The organism is Photobacterium rosenbergii, assembly GCF_003026455.1.
Classification (GTDB): Bacteria; Pseudomonadota; Gammaproteobacteria; order Enterobacterales; family Vibrionaceae; genus Photobacterium; species Photobacterium rosenbergii.
The window spans coordinates 53,119-76,105 of sequence record NZ_PYMB01000017.1 but is presented as its reverse complement, the minus strand read 5'-3'; the positions used below and the strand labels follow the sequence as shown (position 1 = coordinate 76,105).

Genomic DNA, 22,987 nt, shown 5'->3' with positions numbered 1-22,987 from the left:
TCGGACCTTGACCGGGCAGCCGGAGATGAGGGAATGGCAAAGTCGTTATGTAAATACCGCCGGGTTGAAATCGCAGCCCAGTTTTCCACTATCAGCCGGATTGTTAGTACTGCCAACTATATGTGCAGCAGCTGTACCCGGGTCGCGTCAGAGAAAGCTTATTTGTGTAAGCCCAGTGCCCTGAAACGGCCTACCGATATGACTCATGTGGTGAAACCGAGCCTGACGTCGGTGGAGACTGCAACTGTGTCTGAATTGCCTCAGGTAGCTCCGTTGCCTAGAGGGGCGGCACAGGTTGCTGCCGTGGCAGCGGAGTTGGATGTTCCTGCGCCTGTTATAGCCTCCCACCCGGCAGTGGTTGCAAGCCGTAAAGAGGCTAAGAAGAAAGCCAAGCAGCTTAAAAAATTGAAGAAACTGGCGAAGAAGCAGAAGAAGCAACTCAAGAAAGCCATGAAGACGACCCGTCGCTACCACAAGGCGCTTGAAGAAGTACAAGCGTCGATTTAATTGTAAAATTCGGACATAAAAAAACCTCCTGGCGGAGGTTTTTTTGTTCTGGGCAATTATGATTCTTTGATCAGTACTGCAGTCATTAGGCAGGTGATCACAGAAACAATAATGCCAGAAACGATTAACCAAGGAAGCATATCCATAGTTAGGTATCCATCTGTTGAGCAACGGGAACCCCTATTGAAACCTGTTTACAAAATGCTAGCAATGGGATGGATATAGGTTGAAACGCCTGTTAACAATTAGAAACAAATATCCGTAATAGGACACACAAACCATTGCTTTTGAGTATAAAAAAGCACCCTTCCGGGTGCTTTTTAATTGCAAAATGTTATGTTGCTTTTTTGTTAACTTTTGGCCGGTAGCGCCAATGTGAGAGCCTGGCGGGACAGCTCGGCAGCGCCTTGCTTGTCATCCAGTTGCTCCATCACCTCAACCAGGTAGCCATAGTCAGCCACATCACTACGCAGGGCGATGGCTTTCTCGAAATGCTCCTTGGCCTCTTCCAGTTTGCCTTCACGCATCAACAACTGGCCCAGGGCACTGTGGGTGCTCGGGTTGCTGCTGTCATAGCGAAGTAAGTCCTGCAGGCGAACGATAGCTGGGTGGTTGTCGGCCAGCTTTAGTGCTGGAACAAGGTTGATCAGCGACTCGTCATTGTTCTTCTTTAGTGCGTCACGAAGTACGGTATACGCTTCGCTGTCGGCATTGTACTGGCTCATGAGCTTGACGAAGCAGGCAACCAGATCAGGACGGGCCTTGGTCTTGCGGTTAAGGCTATTCCAATGCCCCATCAACCCTTCGCTACCTTGCTGCTTAGCGATATGGTGCATGATGCCACACTCGGCTTTGGCTTCTAGTTTGGCAGCTTCTTCTGCATCGATCACGCCAGCTTTCTCAAGCTGGGGCAGCAGGGCGAGAAGAGGTTTCCAATCTTCCAGACGGACGTAACAGTCTTTGAGTAGGGTCAGCAATACAGGGTTGCGGCCATGGTCGCGCTTGATGTCCTGCAAGGTAGCAACAGCCTGCTCGAATTGTTGCTGGCGGTACTGGAGCTTGGCACGGGTCAGGGCAACCGCCAGGCTTTGGCCATCGATATCAGCGGCCAATTTCAGGTACTCGTCACGTTGGCTAGCGTCACCTTGGCCCTGGGCGGCTTCGGCTGCGGCTAGGTAGTTAAGTAGCGGGGCGTCACTGTGCTTGGCGGACTTAACAACCAGTTTTTCAGCTTGCTTCCAATCACCTTCGATAACCTTGGTCAGGCCTTCAGAGGTTTGCAGGCGTGCTTTGCGGGTCTTGCGGCCCGAGAACCAGCCGCGGGTTGAACTACCCAGCGAGAACAAGCGCTTGAGGATATTCTCCAGTAGGAAAAAAGCACCGAACAGGACAACCACCAAGATGATCAGGGTGGTCAGGCTCATTTCTACCGTTTGGTTGGCCGCAGAGATCAGTACGTAGCCTTGGTTACCGGCCAGCATTGGACCGACAACGATACCGGCGATCAGTGCGGCAACCAGCAATAGCAGTTTGATCATGCAGGGTTCTCCTCTGTGCTAAGCGGTTTCACCTGCTGGCGTAGGCGCTCGCTGATGGTATCGGTGATCAGCGCCTGAGACTGCAGCTTGCTTGGGTAATCAGCTTCGATGTTCTCTTGGCCGAGTGCTTCTAGTGTACTGATGAAGCTCTGAACCGCAGGATCTTCCATATTGTAGAACTGCTCAGCCCAGTCTTTAGCCATCGCCAGTGAGGTGGTGTAAAGCTCACCCTGCTCGCGGTATACCGACTTGATGGCGGTTTCTAGCTTGGACTTGATGTTTTCCTGCAGGTAGAAGTCTTGCTTCGGTGTCAGTAGCGGGATCACGCTGCCGTCACGCTGACGATAAGTGATGAAGTGGTCACTGAAGTTTTTCAGTGAGGTCTTCAGGTTTTGCTTCCAGTCGTCAACAGATGCTGAGACCTCGGTTGACTCGACAGCTTCAGCTTCAGGCAGGATGGCATTGGCCAGTGGTAGTTTGCCAATTTCTTCCTGTAGGCTGGTTAGGCGCAGGACAAGGCCATCGCGGTCAACACGGGCAACGCCTTTCAGGGCGGTAATATCGGTGTGCATTGCCTGGCGAATAGGGGTCAGGCTAGGGTCGTTGAGCTCAGCAATGCGGTGGTCGGCAGATTCCAGCAAGATAGTCGCACTGACAGTATCGTGCTCGAGCCACAGTTTGCGGCCAGCCATCTTGACCAGGTAGTCTGCTTCAGCCAGCAGCCAGTCGTTCGGGCGGCGGCCTTTCATTTCAGCAAGCGCCATCTGCAAGCCGGTAATAGACTTATCCTGCTGCTCGATCGATGTCTCGGTACGCTGCAGGCTGCTGTTCACTTGGCTTAATGTTTCTTGCTGGGAAGTCTTGAGAGATGACTGGAGCTGGGATTGAAGCTGGGAAATTTCCTGCTTCAGGGCGGTCATTTGGTTGTTTTGGGCTAGGGTCTGCTGGTGGCCGTGGTAGTAAAGGCCGGCTCCTAGGGCAATGACCAGTGCGATAGCAATGGCACCCGTTTTGCTGCCGCCCTGTTTTTCGCTCGGTTGACTGGCTGGTGCAGCAGGCTGGGCTGCTTTTTCCTGTTTCTCAGGCGCTGGTTTTTTTTCTGGGGCAGGTTTTGGCGCTTGTGCCTTGGCACTGGCTTGTCCTTGCTTATTAGTGTTGTTCGCTGCGGATTGTTGCTTATCTGCAGGGTTTTCATTATTGGTTTTTTTATCAGTCATCCGATTTTCCCATTGTGCCTATTTTGCTTAGGGTCGTGAACAGTGGGCCGTTAGCCGCACTTCCCACATTGGAAATTAAACGAAAACCAAGCCCGAGGGCTTGATCGGCGATTCGCTGGCTTGGTACGAATAGCTGGCAGTTAAGAAACCAAGCCTTGGCGCTGTCTGGTATGAGCTTGACCAACTGGTCAAGTTGCTCACCACTGGTGACCACCAGGGTGTCAACATTGGCCTGCTGCCAATTCCGGCTCAGGGCCGGGCCATCAAGCGGTAACCAGCTGCGCTGGTATGTCTCGCAATAGGAGACATCGGCCCCACTTTGGCATAGGCGCTGGTATATTAACTCGCGCCCGCCATTGCCCCGCAGAATGAGCGCTCGGCGCCCAGCCACATCAGACAATATCGGTAAGGCCAATAGACCCTCACTGTCACTGCGCTCAGACGGTGTCTGGACAGATTGTCCTGTATAGTCTTGCAGCGCGGCGGCGGTTTTCTGGCCGACCGCTATATAATGCACGTTTTTTGGCCAGCTGACACCTACCGACATCATGTAATTGTGCGCTAGGTTGGCTGCGTGAACACTGACGGCAATCAGGAAATCGCCATTTTGCAGTTGTGAGAGGGCATTGGGTAGGTCTTGCAGTTGCTGCCCCGGCTGAATTTCCAGCAGGGGCTGGGCAATGGCACTGATCCCCGCAGCAGTCAGCTGCTGGGTTAGCTGGTGGCATTCCGGTGCCGGGCGGGTGATCAGTATTGTCATCAGGCGTTGCCGTACAGCTCGTCGAGGATAGCCTTGGCACCGTCGCCTAGCAGTTGGTCGGCCAACTGAACACCGAGTTGTTCGGCATCGTCGCGGTGGCCACGGATCTCGCCGCGGACAATCTGGCTGCCATCGGGTTCGCCAACGAGGGCGCGAAGCCAAATTTGGTCGCCTTCCAGCACTGAATAGCTGCCGATTGGCACCTGGCAGCCACCTTGCAGGCGGTTGTTCATCGCACGCTCGCACAGAACACGGGTTTCTGTGTCACGGTGGTTGAGGGCATCTAGCAGTTGGCGGACACGTTCGTCATCCAAACGGCATTCGATACCGACGGCACCCTGGCCAACAGCCGGTAGGCTAGTTTCCGGCGCGATGGCATCACGGATGCGGTCTTCCATCTTCAGGCGTTTGAGGCCGGCACAAGCCAAAATAATGGCATCGTATTCCCCGTCATCCAATTTGCGCAGGCGGGTGTTGACGTTGCCGCGCAGATCTTTGACAACCAGATCAGGACGCTGGGCACGTAACTGGCATTGGCGGCGAAGGCTTGAGGTACCGACCACGGCACCAGCAGGTAACTGCTCAAGGTTGTCGTATTGGTTGGACACAAAGGCATCACGCGGATCTTCGCGCTCGCAGATGGTGACCAGCCCCAACCCTTCAGGGAACTCTACCGGAACGTCTTTCATTGAGTGAACGGCAATATCGGCGCGGCCTTCTAGCATCGCGACTTCCAGTTCTTTGACAAATAGCCCTTTACCACCCACTTTGGCGAGTGGGGTGTCGAGAATAATATCGCCTTTGGTGACCATAGGAACCAGTTCGACTTCTAGGCCTGGGTGGGCTTGTTCCAAGGCTGCTTTGACAAATTCGGCTTGCCACATAGCCAATGGGCTCTTGCGCGTGGCAATACGGATTGGAGTATCGGTCATAGGATCGGATCCATATATTTAGTTGGGCACTGACATTATTGCTTCTAATCCTACCACTACTGGGCGGGGATGGTAATTGATGTGTTGCGGTCAGTGCGTTGGGGCAATATTGTCTTGCCATAAACTGTGATTAATGTGATATTGGTCACATATGTCCTTGGCGGTATACAGAAAGCCGATCGTAAAGTGGCGGTTTGGTGAACTTGTACTAGCTTGAGGGGAGACGACTACGGAAAGGTCAGCTGGCAACATTTCAGTCCATTCATAAATTGTCATAAAACGGCACTATCTTTACGGTTAATACAAAAACTGTTAGATTGATCACGTTTTTACTCCTGGTTCGAGCCATCTCAACCGCTTTAATGACAAGATTTGGGCCGCTCTCAAGCTGGTAGCTCTTGGAAGAGTAATTTGCAGAACTATATCGAAACGCTTAAAGGTAGACTGGATCAGCTCAACGAGCTAAGGCTCGAGCGCGCACGCGCTGCGATGACACCTCAGTCTGTTCAGGTTTTTAACCTGTTACCGGTTCTACTTCACTATAATCACCCGGCGGTACCTGGCTATCTTGATCAGGACGTTCCGGTGGGGATTGCGTCTTTTACTGCCTCCGAGCAGCAGCAACAGTTAATTGACGACTGTGGCTTGGCTTGTGCTACCCCAATTTCACCTCCTGTTGTTGATATTTTCCCTATCCAGGGCCTCTATGCCATGGGCAGTACGGCCTCGTTGGGCCAGAGCCTGACCAGCGACCTGGATATCTGGGTGTGTATCCGTACCGATATGCCTGCAGAAAGCCGTCAGGCGCTGGAAGCCAAGTGTGCGGTGATCTCAGAGTGGGCATTGGCGCAGGGCGTAGAGGCCAACTTCTTCCTTATTGACGAAAACCGTTTCCGCGATAACTTCTCCGAGCAGATGACCGGTGAGAACTGTGGCTCAAGCCAGCACCTGTTGTTGTTGGATGAGTTCTACCGTTCAGCGGTGAACCTGGCCGGTCAGCGCCTGCTTTGGTTCATGGTGCCACCAGAAATGGAGGAGTGTTACGATGACTACATCTGCTATCTGGAAGATGGCGGGTATATCCATCGTGATGAATGGATTGATTTTGGTGGTCTGTCACGTATTCCTGCCGAGGAATACTTTGGCTCCAGCCTGTGGCAGCTTTATAAGAGTATCGACTCACCGTACAAATCGGTGTTGAAAGCGATCTTGCTTGAAGCTTATTCCTGGGAATACCCGCATACCCAACTGCTCAGTGTCGACGGTAAACGCCGTTTCTTCGCGATCGACCGCACTGAGTTCTGTATGGATGCGTATTACCTGATGCTGGAGAAGGTGACCCGTTACCTCGAGCGCATCGATGATCACCGTCGCCTCGACTTGGTCCGTCGTTGTTTCTACCTCAAGACCCATGAAAAGCTGACCCGCGAGCCGGCGTCTGGCTCAGTACCGTGGCGCCGCAAGGTGTTGCAGGAACTGACCGATGAATGGCAGTGGCCGCAAGAGGTGCTTGTCGAGCTCGACCGTCGCCGTGACTGGAAGGTCGAGCAGGTCAAGAGCGCGCACAACGAATTGCTTGATGCCTTGATGCTCAGCTACCGTAACCTGATCCGGTTTGCCCGCCGTAACAATATTACCTCGGCGATCAGCCCGGAAGATATCAGTATCCTGGCGCGTAAGCTGTATGCCGCGTTCGAGGTACTGCCGGGTAAGGTAACCTTGCTCAACCCGCAGTTGTCTCCTGATTTGCACGAGCAGGACCTGAGCCTGATCCAGGTACCGGCGGGTCGTACCAATACCGCAGGCTGGTACCTTTACAAGCAGTCGCTGGATCCGATCGCCATCATGGGGCGTCCGGCGCTGGAGCATAACCGCTACCTCAGCAAACTGGTGGCGTGGGCCTATTTCAATGGCTTGCTGACCGAATCAACCTGCCTGCATAACGTTGTTCGCAACTCGGCAGTGGATATCGACAAGCTTTACCAGCTAGTGAGCGACATCCGAAACACGTTCCCGATCCGTCGACCGCAGCCGAGCTTGCAGGCACTGTCGAGCCCGTGTGAGATCCGCCAGCTAGGCTTGTTCATCAACTTGGAAAACGACCCGACCACCCGGCTTCGCAACCGCTCGGTTAAATTCGATTTCAAGAATACTGACATCTTCAGCTATGGCCCTGATCAGATGTGTTTGGTCGGCAGTGTCGATTTGGTGTACCGCAACTCGTGGAACGAAGTGCGTACCCTGAATTTCACCGGTGATAATGCCATGCTCGATGCGCTGAAGACGGTGCTGGGCAAGATGCACCAGGATGCGCTGCCGCCTGAGTCGGTGGACGTATTCTGTTACAGCAAGCACATGCGCGGTTTGATCCGTAACTTGGTGTATCAGTTGGTGGCCGAGTGTATCGAGATGCGCCTCAAGCCGGTTGAGCAGGAAAAACGCCGTCGCTTCAAGGCGATCCGTATTGCCCGCCAGACCCATGGTTTGTTCTTCGAACGCCGTGGTGTATCGGTCCAGAAGCTGGAAAATTCGGTCGATTTCTACAGTTGTATCTCGACCAATAAGTTGTTGGGTTCGGCTAACCTTGTGATGGGCAAGACCGACGAGCCGCATCCGCCAGAAATCGTTGATGCTTATGCCAGTGAGGGGCTGATCCAGTTCTTCTTCGAAGACTGCGATTCAGGCTTCAATATCTATATCCTCGATGAGTCGAACCGGATTGAGGTATATCGCCAGTGCAGCGGCGATAAAGACGAGATGGTACATGGGGTGAACCGTTTTTATACCTCGGCCCACGACCGTTTCAGCTACAGTGCGAACTTTATCAACTTTAACCTGCCGCAGTTCTACGACATTGTGCATAGTGAGAGCGGTGAGCCGCAGGTGCTGCCATACAAGAGTGGCCAGCAGCCGTCACGCCGTCCGGTCGTGGCACCTCAGCCGTTGATGAATGCCAATATGACGCGCTAAGGCGCAGGCGACCACACATCAAAAAAACAAAGCGGAAGCCTTAGGGCTTCCGCTTTTTGTTTGGGCTATCTTTGGCTGAGATCACCAGTCGACGGTTTCACCGGCATGTAGCGAACATTCCTGTTTCACCAAAGCGATCAGCTCGTTACCGCTGCGTGTACAGCGCCACTCGCCATCGTTGTACTTGAAGTGGTAGCCACCGGATTTCGACGCCAGCCAGATCTCGTGTAGCGGTTCCTGGCGGTTGATCACGATTTGGCTGCGGTTTTCAAATTCCAGCGTCAGTACGTTGCCGGTGGTCTCGTATTCGATATCGGCACCGGATTCGTCGATGCCTTCTTCGATGCTCATCAGCACTTCATCTGCTAACTTATGAAATTCTGTATCATTCATCCCCGATCGTCCTATTGCTTTTCCTAGTGTGGGTGCGATTATAGAGGGCAATGAAATGATAATCACTGGCTTTCAAAAATGCGTAAAGGTTTATTAGCAATTTTGGTGCTGGGCGTACTGGCCCTCACCGGTTGTGGTCAAAGCGGACCACTGTACATGCCTGACGACAGCGAGCAGCAACAGCAAAACGATCAATAAACGGTTCAGACAGGGAAGAGACTACATTGGATTACTTTAATTATCAGCAAGATGGCCAACTATGGGCCGAAGACATTCCACTGGCCGAACTGGCTGACCGTTTTGGCACACCGCTCTATGTATATTCGCGTGCGACGCTGGAGCGTCACTGGCATGCGTTTGACCAGGCGGTGGCCGATCACCCACACCTGATCTGCTATGCCGTCAAGGCCAACTCCAACATCGGGGTACTTAACGTGCTGGCACGGCTAGGCTCGGGCTTCGATATTGTCTCGGGTGGTGAACTTGAGCGGGTGGTTGCCGCCGGTGGCGATCCGGCCAAGGTTGTTTTCTCTGGTGTCGGTAAGACAGCAGCAGAAATGAAACGGGCGCTGGAGCTTGGCATCAAGTGCTTCAATGTAGAATCTGAGCCTGAGCTGGAGCGCCTCAACCAAGTGGCAGGCGAACTGGGTAAGGTGGCGCCGATTTCACTGCGTATCAACCCGGATGTCGATGCCCAGACCCACCCGTATATCTCAACCGGCCTGCGTGATAACAAGTTCGGTATTGCCTTTGACCGGGCGCCAGAGGTCTACCGTTTGGCCCACAGCCTACCTCACCTTGACGTCACTGGGATGGACTGCCACATCGGCTCGCAGTTGACCGCCATTGATCCGTTTATCGATGCTACCGACCGTTTGTTGGCCCTGATTGATACCCTCAAAGAGGAAGGTATTGTCATCCACCACCTTGATGTGGGTGGTGGCTTGGGTGTGACCTACAGTGACGAGCGCCCGCCTCAGCCATCGGAATATGCCAAGGCCTTGATGGAGCGTTTGACCGAGCATCGTGACCTTGAGTTGATCTTCGAGCCGGGCCGTGCAATTGCAGCGAATGCCGGTGTGATGCTGACCCAGGTGGAATACCTTAAGCATACCGAGCACAAGAACTTTGCCATTGTCGATGCGGCGATGAATGACATGATCCGCCCGACGCTGTACCAAGCGTGGCAAGATATCGTGCCAGTTGCCCCACGTGAAGGTGAGAAGGTGACTTATGATCTGGTGGGGCCTATCTGTGAGACGGGTGACTTCATCGGTAAGGATCGCCAGCTATGCCTTGAAACGGGGGATTTGTTGGCGGTACGTTCGGCGGGGGCCTATGGTTTTGTGATGTCTTCGAACTACAACACCCGTACCCGCGCGGCAGAGATCATGGTTGATGGCAACCAGGCCCATGTGGTGCGCGAGCGTGAAGAGCTGGCGCAGCTGTGGCAGTCTGAGCATCTGCTGCCGGAATAATGAGAAGGGACAACATGCAGGTTAATTTTTCGAAAATGCATGGTCTGGGGAATGATTTCATGGTCGTCGACTGTGTTACTCAGAACGTGTTCTTCTCGCCGGATGCAATCCGGCGCCTGGCTGATCGCCACCGTGGGGTGGGGTTCGATCAGCTGCTGGTGGTGGAGCCGCCCTATGATCCCGAAACGGATTTCCACTACCGGATCTTCAATGCCGATGGCAGCGAGGTTGAGCAGTGCGGCAATGGTGCGCGCTGCTTTGCCCGTTTTGTCTGGATGAAGGGGCTAACCAATAAATACCATATCTCGGTCAGTACCAAGGCCGGTAAGATGGTGCTCAAGCTGGAGAACGATAACCAGGTCACCGTGAACATGGGTGTCCCAGAGTTTGATCCGGCGAAAATCCCATTCCGTGCCAAGCAAAGTGAGAAAACCTACATTTTGCGTGCTGGCGAAAAAACCGTGTTCTGTGGTGCAGCGAGTATGGGTAATCCCCACTGTGTCACAGTCGTCGATGACGTCGACACGGCGGATGTCGAGACCCTAGGGCCGCTGCTGGAATCCCATGAGCGTTTTCCTGAGCGAGTCAATGCGGGCTTTATGCAGGTGATCAACCGCAATGAAGTCAAGCTGCGGGTTTATGAGCGTGGCGCCGGTGAAACCCAGGCCTGTGGAAGCGGGGCTTGTGCCGCTGTTGCCATCGGCCGGATGCAGGGGCTGCTGGATGATAATGTGAAGGTATCGCTACCGGGCGGTGACTTGCAGATCCGCTGGCCGGGCGAGGGTAAACCTTTGTATATGACAGGTGCGGCAACGCACGTGTTCGATGGACAAATTGTATTATGACCGATATTTCTCAGCTGGACGTGTGCACCCCTCGGCAGGACACCGTCTCGTTGGACGAGCAGGCAGTGGCTGACTTTTTGTTGGCCAACCCAGATTTCTTTGTTCGCCATCCGGAGCTGCTGAGCCGGATCCAGGTCCACCATGCCGATCGCGGTGTGGTGTCGCTGGTGGATATCCAGCTTGAACGCCTGCGTAGCAATGTCGGTGAACTGGAAGAGAAAATTACCGGTTTGGTGGGGGCGGCGACGAAGAACAGCCAGCTCTACCATACTTTTGCCAAGGCGCAACAGCAGTTGTTCCAGACCCATAACATCTACCAGGCGTTGTGTGTGCTGGAGACCTTGGCCGAAGAGCTGGGGCTTGATGTCAGCCTGCGTCTGTTTGATAGTTTGGATGACAACCTCTTCCTCGAGCGCCGCAGCTTCGACAGCTTCAGCCGCTCGCGGCTGTCGTCCCGTCCGGTCTATCTTGGTCGCTTGCGTAAGCATGAGGCAGAGGTGTTATTTGATCAGCCGCCGCAATTGGGCTCCTTCCTGGTATTGCCGCTTGGCAATGACAGGCCATTTGGTGTGCTTAGTTTCGCCAGTGTCGATGGTGGCCATTTCCAGCCAGAAATGGATACCCTGTTTGTCGAGCAGTTGGCAATGGTTTTGGCTAAATTGATCCACCACTGGGAATATACCCGAGAGGTGATTGAATGAGCCTGCCATCCGGTCTGGAAAAGCCGTTGCAGCGCTTTTATGAATACCTGCGTAGTGAGCGGGAGCTTAGCCTGCATACTCAGCAGAACTACAAGCGCCAACTGACAACCATGGCAGAGCAGTTGGTCTCTTTGGGTGTCGATAATTGGCAGGCTGTGGATGCCGGCTGGGTGCGCCAGTTGGCTTCTAAAGGTATGCGTGATGGCCTTAAGGCCAGTAGCCTGTCGATGCGCCTGTCAGCGCTGCGCAGTTTCTTCGACTATTTAGTCCAGCAAGGTCTGCTCAAGGCTAACCCGGCCAAGGGCGTCTCGGCGCCGCGTAAGGCAAGGCCGCTACCGAAGAACCTCGATGTTGATGAAATGGATCAGCTACTCAGTGTCGATGAGGATGATCCGTTGTCGATCCGCGACCGGGCGATGATGGAGCTAATGTATGGTGCCGGCCTGCGTTTGTCTGAACTGGTGAGCCTTGACGTCAAGAATGTCAGCTTGCGTAAGGGCGACTTACGGGTGATAGGTAAAGGCGACAAGGAGCGGATAGTCCCCTTCGCCGGACTGGCCCGTGAGTGGGTCGGTCATTGGCTCAAAGTCCGGGGTCAGTTGGCAGCGCCCGGTGAGCCGGGGCTGTTTGTTTCCAAGCTCGGGCAGCGAATCTCCAACCGCAATGTCCAGAAGCGGATGGCGGAATGGGGCCAGAAGCAGGCCGTCTCCAGCCATATCAACCCGCACAAGCTGCGCCATAGCTTTGCTACCCATATGCTCGAGTCATCGGGAGATCTGCGGGCTGTCCAGGAGTTGCTGGGTCATGCCAACCTCTCGACCACTCAAATCTATACCCACTTGGACTTCCAGCACCTGGCACAGGTGTACGATGAAGCCCATCCCCGAGCCAAGCGCAACAAGCGTTGAGCCGGGATTGTTTCGAGAGTAACCGCTGATGCAGTTTTACCGCCGCTTGTCCGCGCCCAAAGCGCTGACCTTCGATCTTGACGATACCCTCTATGATAACCGTCCGGTGATCCGCCGTGCCGAGCAAGCCATGCATGATTGGTTGGTAGCCCATCACCCGCGCACGAAAGGTGTCGGGACGGCGGGTTGGCTGCAGCTGAAAATGCGCCTGGCCAAGGCCGATCCCATGCTGCGCCATGACGTGACCCAATGGCGCTTTGAGTTGCTCAAAATTGGCTTTATGCAGTTTGGCTACTCCTTGTCGGCAGCTGAGCAAGCGGCGACCGAAGGTGTGGCGGTGGTACTGGAGGTTAGGAACCAAGTCGATGTTCCTGAAGAAACCCATCGGGTGTTGGCCTTGCTAAAGCAGCAACTGCCGTTGGTGGCGATTACCAATGGGAATGTCGATGCGGACAAAATCGGACTGGGGCAATATTTCGATGGTGTCTTGATGGCGGGCCGCGATGGGCTGTCAAAGCCCGAGCCGGACTTGTTTTCTCGTGCAGCGGCAGGACTCGGCCTGGCACCGGGCGATATCCTCCATGTTGGCGATCACCTGGTGACCGATGTTGGCGGGGCTAAGTGCAATGGCTTCAAGGCCTGCTGGTTCAACGACCAGCAGCGGGTGTTGAGCCGCGAGCCGCGCGCCAAGTGGTTGCCGGATGTCGAAATCAGCCAGCTTTCACAGCTGTTGGCTTTGGTGTCTGAGTAAGAATAAACATTTGTTGCTTACGCCAGCAGGATGAAAATTTCAAAAACGCATAAAGACATCCATGTCGCTCCAACCTGCCGTCCCTGGCAGGTAGGTTTTGATATTTTATCCTACTGCCAAAGCTGCCATTATCTACCAAAAAGGGCTGCAGATTTTGCAGCCCTTTTTTGTTGGTGATGGATTACTGCAGCAGGGACTGCTTAGGTTTGCTGCTAATCAAATGGTCGACCGAGATCATTCCGGCCCCCCAGAACACGTTGACCAGCATCATCATGCCCCACAGTTGGTGGTCGAAGAACCCTTTCTCCCACAATAGTGGGTAGGACACCACCGCAATAACATTGAACACGAACAAAGCCAGTGCCATCGGGCGGGTAAACAAGCCTAGTGCCAGGAACACCGGCAGGATCAGCTCGGCAGCGGTTCCCATATAGGCGGCGATTTGCCAAGGTAGCAACGGTACTTGGTACTCATACTCAAAAAGGTAGAGGGTACTGTCCCAGCTGTTGTATTTCACCATGCCTGATTTGAAGAAGACCCACGCTACCCAGAGCCGGGTGAACAGCAGGAGGAGTGGGATCAGTGGCTCGGTGATCCGCTGGGACGTGGTGTCGATTTGTTTGAGAAAATTCAGCATGCGCATTCTCCCTCAGGCAAGCCGTGGATACGGGTAAAGAGTTGTTGTTGGATGAGTTCGCCGAGAATAGCCAACATGGCTTCATCGGCTTCCCCTAAGGGTTTTCTCTGCTGGCATAGGCGCAACAGTGCTGTAGCCGATGGGGTGGTTGCCAACACCTGCATCCCTTGAGGGCGGTGCTGGATAATGATCGACTCCGGTTGGTTAAGGTCAATTTGCTCAATCTGGTCCCGGGTGATCATCTGCCATAGGCTGGCGACTGGGTATCGGGCGTCGAAGCTGAAAACAGGCTCGGCCACCTGCATCACCAGCTGGGGCAGGTTGTCCTCAGTGATGAGTGTCAGTTGCTCGAATGGGAAATCAGTGCTGACTGGGACTTGCTGGCTGGCGCGGTCTACCAGCCATTCAAGGCGGGCCAGATCCGCTAGATAAGGGACGGCCTCAACCAAGGCCTGCTGGTTGTTGATGGTATCGCTGAACCCGTCGCCGTAGTCGGTAACATTGCCCTCGCTAAGCGGATAGTTGAGGACATGTTGGCGGGCTATTTGGGCAAAGCACTCCTCGCCAACAACGGCCAGGCAGCATGGGTAGGTGGCTTCCAGCACCTCTGACAGGCTGATAATAAAATTATTTCGGTAAACCTGGATCAGTTGTTCCGGGCCGAATGTACTGTCAGCAATGTTCTCGCTGGCCGAGCTGGGCCGGTAATGCAGTGCTTCGGCGAAATCCTGCTGTAGCTGATGAAGCGTGTTAGGCTGCGGAGATCCCATCGTTGGCCTCCTTGGCAATAATCTGTTGCGCTTTTTCAGCTTCCCCGAGCAGTACGTCCAACTCTGGGATATCGAGATCCCATTCGATGAGTGTAGGCACTCCGCCTAGTACAGTAAAATGTTGGCGTACCCATTGGCGGTAGAGTTGCCACACCGGTTCGCTGACCGGTTTGCTGTGGGTGTCTATCCAGATCTCCCCTTGCGCGAATTGCTTAACTGTAAAGCCAGCTAGGTGGATTTCCTTGACGGTTCGTGGGTCGATAGCATCAAGGTAGGTCTGGCAGTCAAAGCCATGGTTGAAGCTGCTGACATAGATATTGTTGAGATCGAACAGCAAGCCACAACCGGTGCGCTGCTGGACAGCCCGCAGAAATTCCCATTCGGGAATGGTCGAATGGTTGAAGCTTAAGTAGCTGGACGGGTTCTCAACCAGTAATTGACGCCCGAGGGCTTCCTGCACCTGTTCAACCTTGCGGCAAAAATGGGCGAGTGCTTCTTCGGTGTAAGGGAGCGGTAACAGGTCATTGAAATATTGTCCGTCGACCGAACTCCAGCTTAGGTGATCGGAGACAGCTATCGGGTTGATTTCATCGACCAGTTGCTTGAGTTGGCCAAGATGTTGTTTATCCAGCTCGTCGGCAGAGCCGAGGGACATTCCGATCCCGTGGCAGCTGATGGGGTAGTGGTTGGCAATATCCCGGAGTTGCTGGCGGGCCGGTGAGTTGGCCGTGAAATAATTCTCGCTGTGGATCTCCAGCCAACCGATTTCTGGCCGTTCAGAGAGAATTTGATGGATGTGGGGGGAGCGAAGCCCCACCCCTACCATCTTGTCATAAGACAACCTGCTCAATTACTTAGCCTCTTTAGCACTACCGACCAGACGATCACAAAGGCCTTTAGGCACCATGACGAAAGCATCTTTCTGACCGTCGGTTTTCGAGGTACCGGCACACGAGCTGGTTTTGGTTGCACAGTCGTTTTTACCGGCTTTGACCACACCGTAGCACTTCTCTTTCTCTGCTGCGACAGCAACAGATGGGGTTAATGCGGTACCCGCAAGGGCAAGTAGGCCTGAAACCGCAGTAGCAACAGCTAGGTTAGACTTTTTCATAATGATTCCTTCATTTTAGTGTTATCAAGTTGGTAGGTGGCCAAGGGTTATGATGAGCTGGTTGAGCCGCCGGCTAGGCGATCACACAAACCTTTAGGAACCATCACGAAGGCATCTTTCTGGCCATCGGTTTTCGAAGTACCGGCACAAGAACTGGTTTTGGTTGCACAGTCATTCTTACCGGCTTTCACGACGCCATAGCACTTCTCTTTCTCTTCGGCGGCAACCGCTGCTGTGGTTGTCATGGCGGTACCTGCTAGGGCAAGTAAGCCAGTTACGGCAGTGGCGAGTGCGATGTTGGTAGTCTTTTTCATGTTCATTCCTCTTAAATACGCTGACTGTTGCAGGAAACTGCAACGTTTCCTTTCTGGTTAACTGGCACCTCAATGGTGCTCTCGGTACATAAGAAAGGGCGAGTTAGAAATAACTTTCACGCTTTCTTAAGTTTTTTTAACTTTCCGTTAACTTTGCGTAATTCCAAGCATAGAACAAAACAATCTGGCAAGAGGTTGATTAGGTGAAATTTTTGTCACCCATTATTGACGGGTTTGTCATCTATGTGGGGTGGCATCTCGGCGGGGAGGGAGGTTTCTCGCATCGCGGGGGGCTTTGTGGTTATAATCATCACCATTGTATAAATAACCAGTAGAGAGCGATGGACGTTTCACTTCTGTTAGATGGCCTGAATGACAAACAACGCGAGGCGGTGGCAGCACCGTTGGGTAACCACCTGGTTTTGGCCGGAGCCGGTAGTGGCAAGACCCGGGTCTTGGTCCATCGCATTGCTTGGTTGATGACGATAGAGCAGGCTTCGCCTTACTCCATCATGTCGGTGACGTTTACCAACAAGGCCGCTGCCGAAATGCGTGGCCGAATTAATGAGCTGATGCATGGCTCGTCGGCCGGGATGTGGAATGGTACTTTCCACGGCCTTTGTCACCGTATGCTGCGTGCCCATTATCTTGATGCTGGCCTACCGGAAGACTTCAATATCTTGGATTCCGAAGACCAGATGCGTTTGCTGCGTCGCTTGATCAAAGCCCAGAATTTGGACGAGAAGCAGTGGCCTGCGCGTCAGGCGGCGTGGTATATCAACGAGAAAAAAGACGAGGGGCTACGACCACAGCACATTGATACCTTCAATGATCCGGTCGAGCAAACCTGGTTACGCCTCTACACCGCCTATCAGGAAGCCTGTGACCGTGCCGGCTTGGTCGATTTTGCCGAGCTGCTGCTACGTGCGTTCGAGCTGCTGCAGCGCAGCAAGCATATCCGCGAGCACTACCAGGCGCGTTTCAAGCACATTTTGGTGGATGAGTTCCAGGATACCAACAACATCCAGTTTGCCTGGCTGCGCTTGATGGCAGGCCCAGATTGCAACGTGATGATTGTGGGTGATGATGACCAGTCTATCTACGGCTGGCGTGGTGCCAAGGTGGAGAACATCCAGCGTTTCTTGAATGACTTCAAGGGGGCGAGTTCTATCTTCCTTGAGCAGAACTACCGCTCGACCGGCAATATCCTAAAAGCGGCCAACGGCCTGATCGCCAACAACAATGAGCGAATGGGCAAAAACCTATGGACCGATGGTGCTGAAGGTGAGTTGATCTCGATTTACTCGGCCTTCAATGAATTGGATGAAGCCCGTTTTGTGGTTGGCAAAATCAAAGAGCTACGTGATCAGGGTGGTGCGCTGAGCGAAGCTGCCCTGCTTTACCGTAGCAATGCCCAGTCGCGGGTATTGGAAGAGGCCTTGATCCAAGCCGGGATGCCATACCGCATTTACGGCGGCATGCGCTTCTTCGAGCGCCAGGAAATCAAGGATGCCCTGTCGTACCTGCGCCTGATTGCTAACCGTAATGATGACGCTTCTTTCGAACGCGTAGTGAATACCCCTACTCGTGGCTTGGGTGATCGCACCCTTGAAACTATCCGCATGGCGGCCCGTGACCGTGGTGCGACGATGTGGCAAGCCAGTATTGCCTTGCTGGAAGAGCAGGTGCTGGCTGGCCGTGCCGCCAACTCACTGCGCCGTTTCATCGAGTTGGTCAATGCACTGGAAGACGACACCCGTGAGCTGCCGCTGTACCAGCAAACCGATGAAGTGATCCGTAACTCTGGCTTGCGCGCCATGTACGAGCAGGAGAAAGGCGAGAAAGCCCAGGCCCGTATTGAAAACTTGGAGGAGTTGGTAACAGCAACCCGCCAGTTTGAGATCCCGGAAGAAGCCGAGGAGATGAGCCCGCTGTCGGCATTCTTGTCCCATGCTGCGCTAGAGGCCGGTGAAGGCCAGGCTGATGATTTCGAAGATGCGGTCCAGTTGATGACCATGCACAGTGCCAAGGGCTTGGAGTTCCCGGTGGTGTTTATGGTCGGTGTCGAGGAAGGCATGTTCCCGAGTTCGCGCACCACTGAGGAAGTCGGCCGTTTGGAGGAAGAGCGCCGCCTGTGCTACGTGGGGATGACACGTGCGATGCAGAAGCTCTACATCTCCTATGCGGAAATGCGCCGCCTCTACGGCAAAGATAACTTCCATAAACCGTCACGCTTTATCCGCGAGATCCCGGAAGAGTTCATTGAAGAAGTGCGGATGAAGGCCAAGGTCTCCCGCCCGGCCAGTAGCGGTCGCTTCAGCCAGAGTCAGGTTAACGATAACTTCAACCAGACCGGCTATAGCCTTGGCCAACGGGTCCAGCACCCGAAATTCGGAGAAGGTACCATTATCAACTTCGAGGGCAGCGGTGCCCAGAGCCGGGTTCAGGTCGCCTTCAACGGCGAAGGGATCAAATGGCTGGTCACCCAGTATGCCAAGCTTGAGCCGATGTAATCATTGGTTGGCACATTGTTGATACTGAAATAAAAACCGTGGCAGGAGCCACGGTTTTTTTATGGGTGAAGGGCGTGTGTCCTTATTTCGCGATGACCTTGCCTTCGCGGCGCGGGTCGGCAGCCCCGGTTAGGGTTTTGTCGCTAAGCTTGATGGCCTGGACACCCGAGTTGAGTTCTTTGACCTGCACCTTGAAGCCAAGGGTTTCCAATTTCGGTGCCCATTGCTCGGCCTCGGTATTGGCTTCGAGTTCAAATGGGCCGAAGCGGTTGTTCATGTTCGGCAGGTTGATAGCCTGTTGCAGATCCATTCCCCAGTCGAGGTGGGCCACCAGGGTTTTGGCGACATAACCTATGATTTGGCTGCCACCCGGTGAGCCGATAGCAAGGTACGGCTTGCCTTTTTGCATCACGATGGTCGGTGCCATCGACGAGCGTGGTCGTTTACCCGGCTCGACCCGGTTGGCTATCGGGTTGCCGTTATCATGGCTGCGGAAGGAAAAGTCAGTCAGCTCATTGTTGAGCAGGAAGCCGCGTACCATCACCCGTGAGCCAAAGCCGTTCTCTATAGTGGTGGTCATTGAAATCACGTTGCGGCCCTTGTCGACAATCGAAAAGTGGCTGGTTGAAGGCAGTTCGAGTGATTCGTCCATGGCATAGCGCATAGCGTGATCCCATGGTGGGTTACCGGCTTCGGCCTTGGCCAGGGCTTGGTCGCTGTTAAGCAAGGCGGCCCTTTGCTGGAGGTAGTCGTCGGCAAGCAATCCTTTGGTCGGCATCGGTACATAATCGCTATCGGCCATGTACCGGCCACGATCGGCAAAGGCGAGGCGTGAGGCATCGCCTAGCAAGCGCCAGCTAGTGAGGTTATCTGGCCCCAAATCGCTAAGCGGATAGTGGCTGAGCATGCCCATGATTTGCCCCAGGGTTAGAGCACCGGAGCTCGGTGGTCCCATCCCGCAAACCTCATATTGGCGGTAAGGGGCACAGACCGCAGGGCGCTCCTTAACTTGGTAGGTTGCCAAATCCATAGTGCTGAGTACGCCCGGGTTTCCGGGGGCGGTGCGTACCGCCTTGACGATGTCCTTGGCAATCTCACCGGTGTAGAAGGCGCTGGCACCGCGCTCGGCAATTTGCCGCAAGGTATCGGCATACTCTGGGTTTTTCAGGGTTTGCCCGGCCTGGATAGGCGTGCCGTCTTCATTGAAGAAATAAGCCTTGGTGGCTTCGAATCGCTGCAGGTGGGCTTTGTCCTTTTCCACTAACGCAGCCAGCCTCGGGCTGACGACAAAGCCCTCTTTGGCGAGGGTAATTGCGGGTTCGAACAACTTCTTCCAGTCCAGTTTGCCGTGGCGCTGGTGGGTATACCACATCAACCTGACGGTCCCCGGGGTACCGACTGAGCGGCCACCAACCACGGCATCAAAGAACTTGAGCGGTTGGCCTTTTTCATCCTGGAACAGCAGCGGGGTCACGGCAAACGGAGCAGTTTCGCGGCCGTCGAAGGTGGTCAGGGCTTTCTTTTTCTGATCCCAATAGACCATGAATGCGCCGCCACCAATGCCTGAGGATTGCGGCTCAGTCAGGCCCAGTACCAACTGGGTAGCCACCATGGCATCAATGGCATTGCCGCCCTGGCGCAGGATTTCGGCACCGGCTTCGCTGGCATAAGGGTTGGCAGAGGCAACCATCCAGTTCTTGCCGGTCACGGCTTGCTGCTCGGTCAGGCCGGTTGCCGCTTCCGGGGCAAGCTGGTCAGCGCTTTGCTGGTTATCTTTGGCAAGGGAGGTAACAGGCAGGGTCAGCAGGCAAGCTGACAACAAGGCAATCCGGTGTTGGTTCCATTCCATGGTTCATTTACTCCTTACTTAGGCTGTAGTTAGCCTAAGTAAGGAGAGGGGGTAATGTCTAACAGTTGGTCGTTTTTTGTGCTGCGGGTCAACCTGCGTAGCAGGCAGCACCGATGGTTAAGCAGAAAGGATACTGACCCAAATCAGGCTGCCGATCACGGTGAACAGGGCACCGCAGGTGGCATCAATCCAGGGTGTCCATTGCTTGAGCTTCTGTTGTAGGCGTGCCCCGGTCAGTAACCAGGCCAAGAGGGCGAACCACAAGAACGAGGTGACCCACAGTAGGCCGATGGCTGTCGCCTTGCCACCGAGGGACATGCTGGCTGGCACCAGTGTCGACAGTAGGCTGATAAAAAAGACCAGTGCCTTGGGGTTGAGGATATTGGTGGTAAAGCCTTTGGCTAGCGCTTGCTTGCGGTTAGCAAGGACCCGCTGAGCAGGTTTGCTTGGTTGGCCTGCCTCGGTCTGGTGACGCTGCTGCCAATGTTGCCATGTACCTTTCAAAGCGCCGAGCCCAAGCCAAAGCAGGTAACTGCCGCCAGCAGCTTGCAATAGGGCAAACAGCATCGGGTGCTGGTGGATCAGCAGGCTGGCCCCGGTTAGGCTGAGAATCGAATGCAGAAGGATCCCCAGCGATAGGCCGAGAGCGATCATGATACCGGTTTGGCGGCCGTAGCGGCCGGCATTCTGTACCACTAAGGCGAAGTCGGGCCCCGGACTCATCAAGGCGACGATATGAACGGTGACTAGGGTAGCTAGGGTGGTTACTTCGTTGATCATAGTGCGTACGTTATCCTTCAAACATCAGGGCACAATGCCCAGCAAGGCGTAGGATGCCTTAATGATAGGATTCGCGCTTGTAAAAAAATGACAGTGATGGCGATGCCGTGTATTGAAGGCCTGTTATTTGATGTGCGAAGGGGCGACGCCGAACGTTTGCTTGAAGGCATGGGCGAAGTGGGCCTGATCGTAAAAGCCAACGTGGTATGCAACCTCGGTACTGGTGTAGCCTGCTTTCAGCAGTGACATGGCATGCTCCAACCTAAGCCGCGCCAGCCATGCGTAAGGGGTCATACCGGTGGCTTTCTTGAATTGGCGTAGCAGTTGTGACGGGCTGAGATCGCACAGGCTGGATAGCTGTTCGAGGCTGATTTTCTGATCCAAGTGGGCCATCACATAGTCGCGCAACTGGGCTAAGTCTTTTGAACCTAGGGCTGTGACATTGGCTTCGCGAACCTGGCCGTAGTGGGTCAACAAATAGGAAAAGGACTCGATCGGCAAGCTGTCTTTGGCCAGTTGTGACACCAGTGGGTTGTCCAACTGCTGGTGCAATAGGGTCAGCTGTTGGAACAGGGTGTGATCCGCGATTTTATTTTGCGGGAAACTGTAATGGCCCTTGCCCGAGACGTCGTCGGCCTGCTGGCTTAGCCAGTCGGGAGTGATGCTGAAGACCTTGACTTGGTATCCGGTTTGCTCGTTGGGTTGGCCGTCATGGATTTCGTCCGGTGGCATGATTACCAGTTGCCCGGCGCCGGCGATGTGTTTGCTGCCGTTGTAGAAATATTGCTGCTGGCCCTGGGTGATCAGTCCGACATGGTAATCGAGGTGATAATGGCGTTTGAACGCAAAGCTTTGGTAATGGGCATCGATTAGGCTGATGTCATCAATGGGGCTTTTGCGATGGCTGATTTTATTCATAATTCGCTCCCCCCTTTGCGATTCATTGTAAGTACACCATAGCCATTGCGGTAGCGCTTGTAAAAAATCAACGGTGCTACATGCCACTATGCAGCACCGCATTTTAGTTGGGTGAAAACTTAGCTGACGGCCGCTTGTTTTTTGTTGCTGCGGTGGTTACGCAGGCCTTCGAAGCTGAACACGATCAGTGCTGCCCAGATAAAGGCAAAGGTATAGCCTTTGTCGGCGGTGAAGCTTTCGCCGTAAACGGTGATCGCCAGCAGGAACATCAGGCTCGGGCCGATGTACTGGAAAAAGCCCAGGGTCGAGAGCTTGAGCTTGGTCGCGGCACCGGTAAAGCACAGCAGCGGCAGAGTGGTGACAATACCTGCTGCCATCAGTAATAAATTGGTACCCATCGGGTTAGCCGACCAATCAGAGGTTGCGCTATTGGCAAAGATAAATACGTAGCCGAGTGCCAGAGGCAGCAACAGACTGGTTTCCATGAACAATCCGGTTGCCGCATCGAGGTTGACCTTCTTGCGAAGCAGGCCATAAAGGCCGAAGCTGGCCGCAAGTGCCAGGGCAATCCAAGGCAGTGAACCGAACTGGATCAGCTGGACAGCAACACCTGTGGCTGCCAGGGCAACAGCGACCCATTGCAGTGGGCGTAGGCGCTCACCGAGGAACATCATCCCAAGCAAGACATTGAGCAGTGGGTTGATGTAGTAGCCGAGGCTGGCATCGAGCATATAGTTGTTGTTCACTGCCCAAATGAAGATCAGCCAGTTGCCCCCGACCAGCAATGATGTGGCCAACAGTAGCATCACGACTTTCGGCCGCCCCAGTACGGCCCGGACCTGCCCCCAACCCTTGCTGACAACCAGTAGCAGGGCAAGGAAGACAAACGACCAGATCACCCGGTGGCTGAGAATCTCCATCGCACTGACATGCTGGAGGGATTTGAAATAGATCGGTGCTACCCCCCACATGGTGTAGGCCGATAGGGCGAGGATGACGCCGCGTTGGGTCTGGGTATTTTGCGTTTCCATGGTTACCTGAAAAGTTGGTGCCGAGCTGGCGGGGAGAAATAAATATTCAGTTGCGTATGCACGG

23 protein-coding genes are annotated in these 22,987 nt (G+C 54.3%); 9 read left to right on the top strand and 14 right to left on the bottom strand.

Features of this window, described 5'->3' with window-relative positions; translation table 11 throughout:
• Positions 1 to 33: 33 nt before the first annotated feature.
• Entirely contained in the window at positions 34 to 507 is a 474-nt protein-coding gene (locus tag C9J01_RS22130) for a hypothetical protein (protein ID WP_107300319.1), read from the top strand.
• Positions 508 to 857: 350 nt separating this feature from the next.
• Here the strand turns inward: C9J01_RS22130 and C9J01_RS22125 are convergent, their stop codons facing one another.
• From C9J01_RS22125 to hemC, 4 genes are read right to left on the bottom strand one after another with little or no spacing between them, the layout of a single operon-like run.
• Positions 858 to 2,045: a heme biosynthesis protein HemY gene (locus C9J01_RS22125; RefSeq protein WP_107300318.1), complete on the bottom strand. Its 1,188-nt coding sequence runs from the start codon at positions 2,043 to 2,045 to the stop codon at positions 858 to 860.
• Positions 2,042 to 3,262: a uroporphyrinogen-III C-methyltransferase gene (hemX, locus tag C9J01_RS22120; protein ID WP_107300317.1), complete on the bottom strand. Its 1,221-nt coding sequence runs from the start codon at positions 3,260 to 3,262 to the stop codon at positions 2,042 to 2,044. Before hemX ends, C9J01_RS22125 begins: the two co-directional genes overlap by 4 nt.
• Positions 3,255 to 4,022, bottom strand: coding sequence for a uroporphyrinogen-III synthase (locus C9J01_RS22115; protein WP_107300316.1), 768 nt, complete (start codon positions 4,020 to 4,022; stop codon positions 3,255 to 3,257). Before C9J01_RS22115 ends, hemX begins: the two co-directional genes overlap by 8 nt.
• On the bottom strand, positions 4,022 to 4,954 hold the full coding sequence (gene hemC / locus C9J01_RS22110) for a hydroxymethylbilane synthase (RefSeq protein ID WP_107300315.1): 933 nt from the start codon (positions 4,952 to 4,954) through the stop codon (positions 4,022 to 4,024). The genes C9J01_RS22115 and hemC overlap by 1 nt, the downstream gene beginning before the upstream one ends.
• A gap of 411 nt (positions 4,955 to 5,365) precedes the next feature.
• Here hemC and C9J01_RS22105 point away from each other — a divergent pair, with 411 nt between their 5' ends.
• Complete coding sequence (locus tag C9J01_RS22105; protein ID WP_107300314.1) at positions 5,366 to 7,924, top strand: class I adenylate cyclase; 2,559 nt, start codon at positions 5,366 to 5,368, stop codon at positions 7,922 to 7,924.
• Between the two features lie 81 nt (positions 7,925 to 8,005).
• On the opposite strand, the gene cyaY is transcribed toward C9J01_RS22105, so the two are convergent.
• Positions 8,006 to 8,317 (bottom strand): iron donor protein CyaY, encoded by a 312-nt coding sequence (cyaY, locus tag C9J01_RS22100; RefSeq protein WP_107300313.1) that lies wholly within the window; start codon positions 8,315 to 8,317, stop codon positions 8,006 to 8,008.
• 78 nt (positions 8,318 to 8,395) lie between these two features.
• Here cyaY and lptM point away from each other — a divergent pair, with 78 nt between their 5' ends.
• The 6 genes from lptM to yigB are packed head-to-tail and all read left to right on the top strand — an operon-like array spanning position 8,396 to position 13,000.
• Positions 8,396 to 8,515 (top strand): LPS translocon maturation chaperone LptM, encoded by a 120-nt coding sequence (gene lptM / locus C9J01_RS22095; protein ID WP_107300312.1) that lies wholly within the window; start codon positions 8,396 to 8,398, stop codon positions 8,513 to 8,515.
• 26 nt (positions 8,516 to 8,541) lie between these two features.
• A complete protein-coding gene (gene lysA / locus C9J01_RS22090) occupies positions 8,542 to 9,795 on the top strand; it encodes a diaminopimelate decarboxylase (RefSeq protein WP_107300311.1) in 1,254 nt (417 codons plus the stop codon).
• A gap of 14 nt (positions 9,796 to 9,809) precedes the next feature.
• Positions 9,810 to 10,640 carry a diaminopimelate epimerase gene (dapF, locus tag C9J01_RS22085; RefSeq protein WP_107300310.1) on the top strand — a complete coding sequence of 277 codons (831 nt, stop codon included), beginning with the start codon at positions 9,810 to 9,812 and terminating at the stop codon, positions 10,638 to 10,640.
• On the top strand, positions 10,637 to 11,341 hold the full coding sequence (locus tag C9J01_RS22080) for a DUF484 family protein (RefSeq protein ID WP_107300309.1): 705 nt from the start codon (positions 10,637 to 10,639) through the stop codon (positions 11,339 to 11,341). Before dapF ends, C9J01_RS22080 begins: the two co-directional genes overlap by 4 nt.
• Entirely contained in the window at positions 11,338 to 12,249 is a 912-nt protein-coding gene (xerC, locus tag C9J01_RS22075) for a tyrosine recombinase XerC (protein ID WP_107300308.1), read from the top strand. Before C9J01_RS22080 ends, xerC begins: the two co-directional genes overlap by 4 nt.
• 28 nt (positions 12,250 to 12,277) lie before the next feature.
• Positions 12,278 to 13,000: a 5-amino-6-(5-phospho-D-ribitylamino)uracil phosphatase YigB gene (gene yigB / locus C9J01_RS22070; protein WP_107300307.1), complete on the top strand. Its 723-nt coding sequence runs from the start codon at positions 12,278 to 12,280 to the stop codon at positions 12,998 to 13,000.
• 181 nt (positions 13,001 to 13,181) lie between these two features.
• Here the strand turns inward: yigB and C9J01_RS22065 are convergent, their stop codons facing one another.
• Genes C9J01_RS22065 through C9J01_RS22045 form a run of 5 tightly spaced genes read right to left on the bottom strand, consistent with a single transcriptional unit; the run spans position 13,182 to position 15,832 of the window.
• Positions 13,182 to 13,637 carry a DoxX family protein gene (locus C9J01_RS22065; RefSeq protein ID WP_107300306.1) on the bottom strand — a complete coding sequence of 152 codons (456 nt, stop codon included), beginning with the start codon at positions 13,635 to 13,637 and terminating at the stop codon, positions 13,182 to 13,184.
• Positions 13,631 to 14,407 (bottom strand): HvfC/BufC N-terminal domain-containing protein, encoded by a 777-nt coding sequence (locus C9J01_RS22060; RefSeq protein WP_107300305.1) that lies wholly within the window; start codon positions 14,405 to 14,407, stop codon positions 13,631 to 13,633. Before C9J01_RS22060 ends, C9J01_RS22065 begins: the two co-directional genes overlap by 7 nt.
• The gene (bufB, locus tag C9J01_RS22055) at positions 14,388 to 15,233 is read right to left on the bottom strand and encodes an MNIO family bufferin maturase (protein ID WP_107300304.1); all 846 of its coding nucleotides are present in this window, start codon (positions 15,231 to 15,233) and stop codon (positions 14,388 to 14,390) included. The genes C9J01_RS22060 and bufB overlap by 20 nt, the downstream gene beginning before the upstream one ends.
• A 24-nt stretch (positions 15,234 to 15,257) precedes the next feature.
• Positions 15,258 to 15,518, bottom strand: a complete 261-nt coding sequence (locus C9J01_RS22050; RefSeq protein ID WP_107300303.1) for a BufA1 family periplasmic bufferin-type metallophore — start codon at positions 15,516 to 15,518, stop codon at positions 15,258 to 15,260.
• Positions 15,519 to 15,565: 47 nt separating this feature from the next.
• Positions 15,566 to 15,832: a BufA1 family periplasmic bufferin-type metallophore gene (locus tag C9J01_RS22045; protein WP_107300302.1), complete on the bottom strand. Its 267-nt coding sequence runs from the start codon at positions 15,830 to 15,832 to the stop codon at positions 15,566 to 15,568.
• 341 nt (positions 15,833 to 16,173) lie between these two features.
• On the opposite strand from C9J01_RS22045, the gene uvrD reads away from it, so the two are divergent.
• Complete coding sequence (uvrD, locus tag C9J01_RS22040; RefSeq protein WP_107300301.1) at positions 16,174 to 18,345, top strand: DNA helicase II; 2,172 nt, start codon at positions 16,174 to 16,176, stop codon at positions 18,343 to 18,345.
• 82 nt (positions 18,346 to 18,427) lie between these two features.
• Here uvrD and ggt read toward each other — a convergent pair whose 3' ends face one another.
• The 4 genes from ggt to rarD all read right to left on the bottom strand — a co-directional run bounded on the left by ggt (position 18,428) and on the right by rarD (position 22,923).
• Positions 18,428 to 20,194: a gamma-glutamyltransferase gene (gene ggt, locus C9J01_RS22035; RefSeq protein ID WP_107300300.1), complete on the bottom strand. Its 1,767-nt coding sequence runs from the start codon at positions 20,192 to 20,194 to the stop codon at positions 18,428 to 18,430.
• A gap of 117 nt (positions 20,195 to 20,311) precedes the next feature.
• Positions 20,312 to 20,971 carry a LysE family translocator gene (locus C9J01_RS22030; RefSeq protein ID WP_107300340.1) on the bottom strand — a complete coding sequence of 220 codons (660 nt, stop codon included), beginning with the start codon at positions 20,969 to 20,971 and terminating at the stop codon, positions 20,312 to 20,314.
• Between the two features lie 126 nt (positions 20,972 to 21,097).
• On the bottom strand, positions 21,098 to 21,892 hold the full coding sequence (locus C9J01_RS22025; RefSeq protein WP_107300299.1) for an AraC family transcriptional regulator: 795 nt from the start codon (positions 21,890 to 21,892) through the stop codon (positions 21,098 to 21,100).
• Between the two features lie 119 nt (positions 21,893 to 22,011).
• A complete protein-coding gene (gene rarD, locus C9J01_RS22020) occupies positions 22,012 to 22,923 on the bottom strand; it encodes an EamA family transporter RarD (protein WP_107300298.1) in 912 nt (303 codons plus the stop codon).
• Positions 22,924 to 22,987 lie beyond the last annotated feature (64 nt).

What these genes read in the sequence shown, in the direction of transcription:
- hemC (WP_107300315.1), bottom strand. Translation starts at nt 4,954, where the DNA reads ATGACCGATACTCCAATCCGTATTGCCACGCGCAAGAGCCCATTGGCT.
- uvrD (WP_107300301.1), top strand. Translation starts at nt 16,174, where the DNA reads ATGGACGTTTCACTTCTGTTAGATGGCCTGAATGACAAACAACGCGAG.
- bufB (WP_107300304.1), bottom strand. Translation starts at nt 15,233, where the DNA reads ATGGTAGGGGTGGGGCTTCGCTCCCCCCACATCCATCAAATTCTCTCT.
- dapF (WP_107300310.1), top strand. Translation starts at nt 9,810, where the DNA reads ATGCAGGTTAATTTTTCGAAAATGCATGGTCTGGGGAATGATTTCATG.
- xerC (WP_107300308.1), top strand. Translation starts at nt 11,338, where the DNA reads ATGAGCCTGCCATCCGGTCTGGAAAAGCCGTTGCAGCGCTTTTATGAA.
- C9J01_RS22025 (WP_107300299.1), bottom strand. Translation starts at nt 21,892, where the DNA reads ATGAATAAAATCAGCCATCGCAAAAGCCCCATTGATGACATCAGCCTA.
- ggt (WP_107300300.1), bottom strand. Translation starts at nt 20,194, where the DNA reads ATGGAATGGAACCAACACCGGATTGCCTTGTTGTCAGCTTGCCTGCTG.
- C9J01_RS22065 (WP_107300306.1), bottom strand. Translation starts at nt 13,637, where the DNA reads ATGCTGAATTTTCTCAAACAAATCGACACCACGTCCCAGCGGATCACC.
- C9J01_RS22115 (WP_107300316.1), bottom strand. Translation starts at nt 4,022, where the DNA reads ATGACAATACTGATCACCCGCCCGGCACCGGAATGCCACCAGCTAACC.
- yigB (WP_107300307.1), top strand. Translation starts at nt 12,278, where the DNA reads ATGCAGTTTTACCGCCGCTTGTCCGCGCCCAAAGCGCTGACCTTCGAT.
- lptM (WP_107300312.1), top strand. Translation starts at nt 8,396, where the DNA reads ATGCGTAAAGGTTTATTAGCAATTTTGGTGCTGGGCGTACTGGCCCTC.
- C9J01_RS22130 (WP_107300319.1), top strand. Translation starts at nt 34, where the DNA reads ATGGCAAAGTCGTTATGTAAATACCGCCGGGTTGAAATCGCAGCCCAG.
- hemX (WP_107300317.1), bottom strand. Translation starts at nt 3,262, where the DNA reads ATGACTGATAAAAAAACCAATAATGAAAACCCTGCAGATAAGCAACAA.
- rarD (WP_107300298.1), bottom strand. Translation starts at nt 22,923, where the DNA reads ATGGAAACGCAAAATACCCAGACCCAACGCGGCGTCATCCTCGCCCTA.
- C9J01_RS22060 (WP_107300305.1), bottom strand. Translation starts at nt 14,407, where the DNA reads ATGGGATCTCCGCAGCCTAACACGCTTCATCAGCTACAGCAGGATTTC.
- cyaY (WP_107300313.1), bottom strand. Translation starts at nt 8,317, where the DNA reads ATGAATGATACAGAATTTCATAAGTTAGCAGATGAAGTGCTGATGAGC.
- C9J01_RS22045 (WP_107300302.1), bottom strand. Translation starts at nt 15,832, where the DNA reads ATGAAAAAGACTACCAACATCGCACTCGCCACTGCCGTAACTGGCTTA.
- C9J01_RS22125 (WP_107300318.1), bottom strand. Translation starts at nt 2,045, where the DNA reads ATGATCAAACTGCTATTGCTGGTTGCCGCACTGATCGCCGGTATCGTT.
- C9J01_RS22080 (WP_107300309.1), top strand. Translation starts at nt 10,637, where the DNA reads ATGACCGATATTTCTCAGCTGGACGTGTGCACCCCTCGGCAGGACACC.
- C9J01_RS22050 (WP_107300303.1), bottom strand. Translation starts at nt 15,518, where the DNA reads ATGAAAAAGTCTAACCTAGCTGTTGCTACTGCGGTTTCAGGCCTACTT.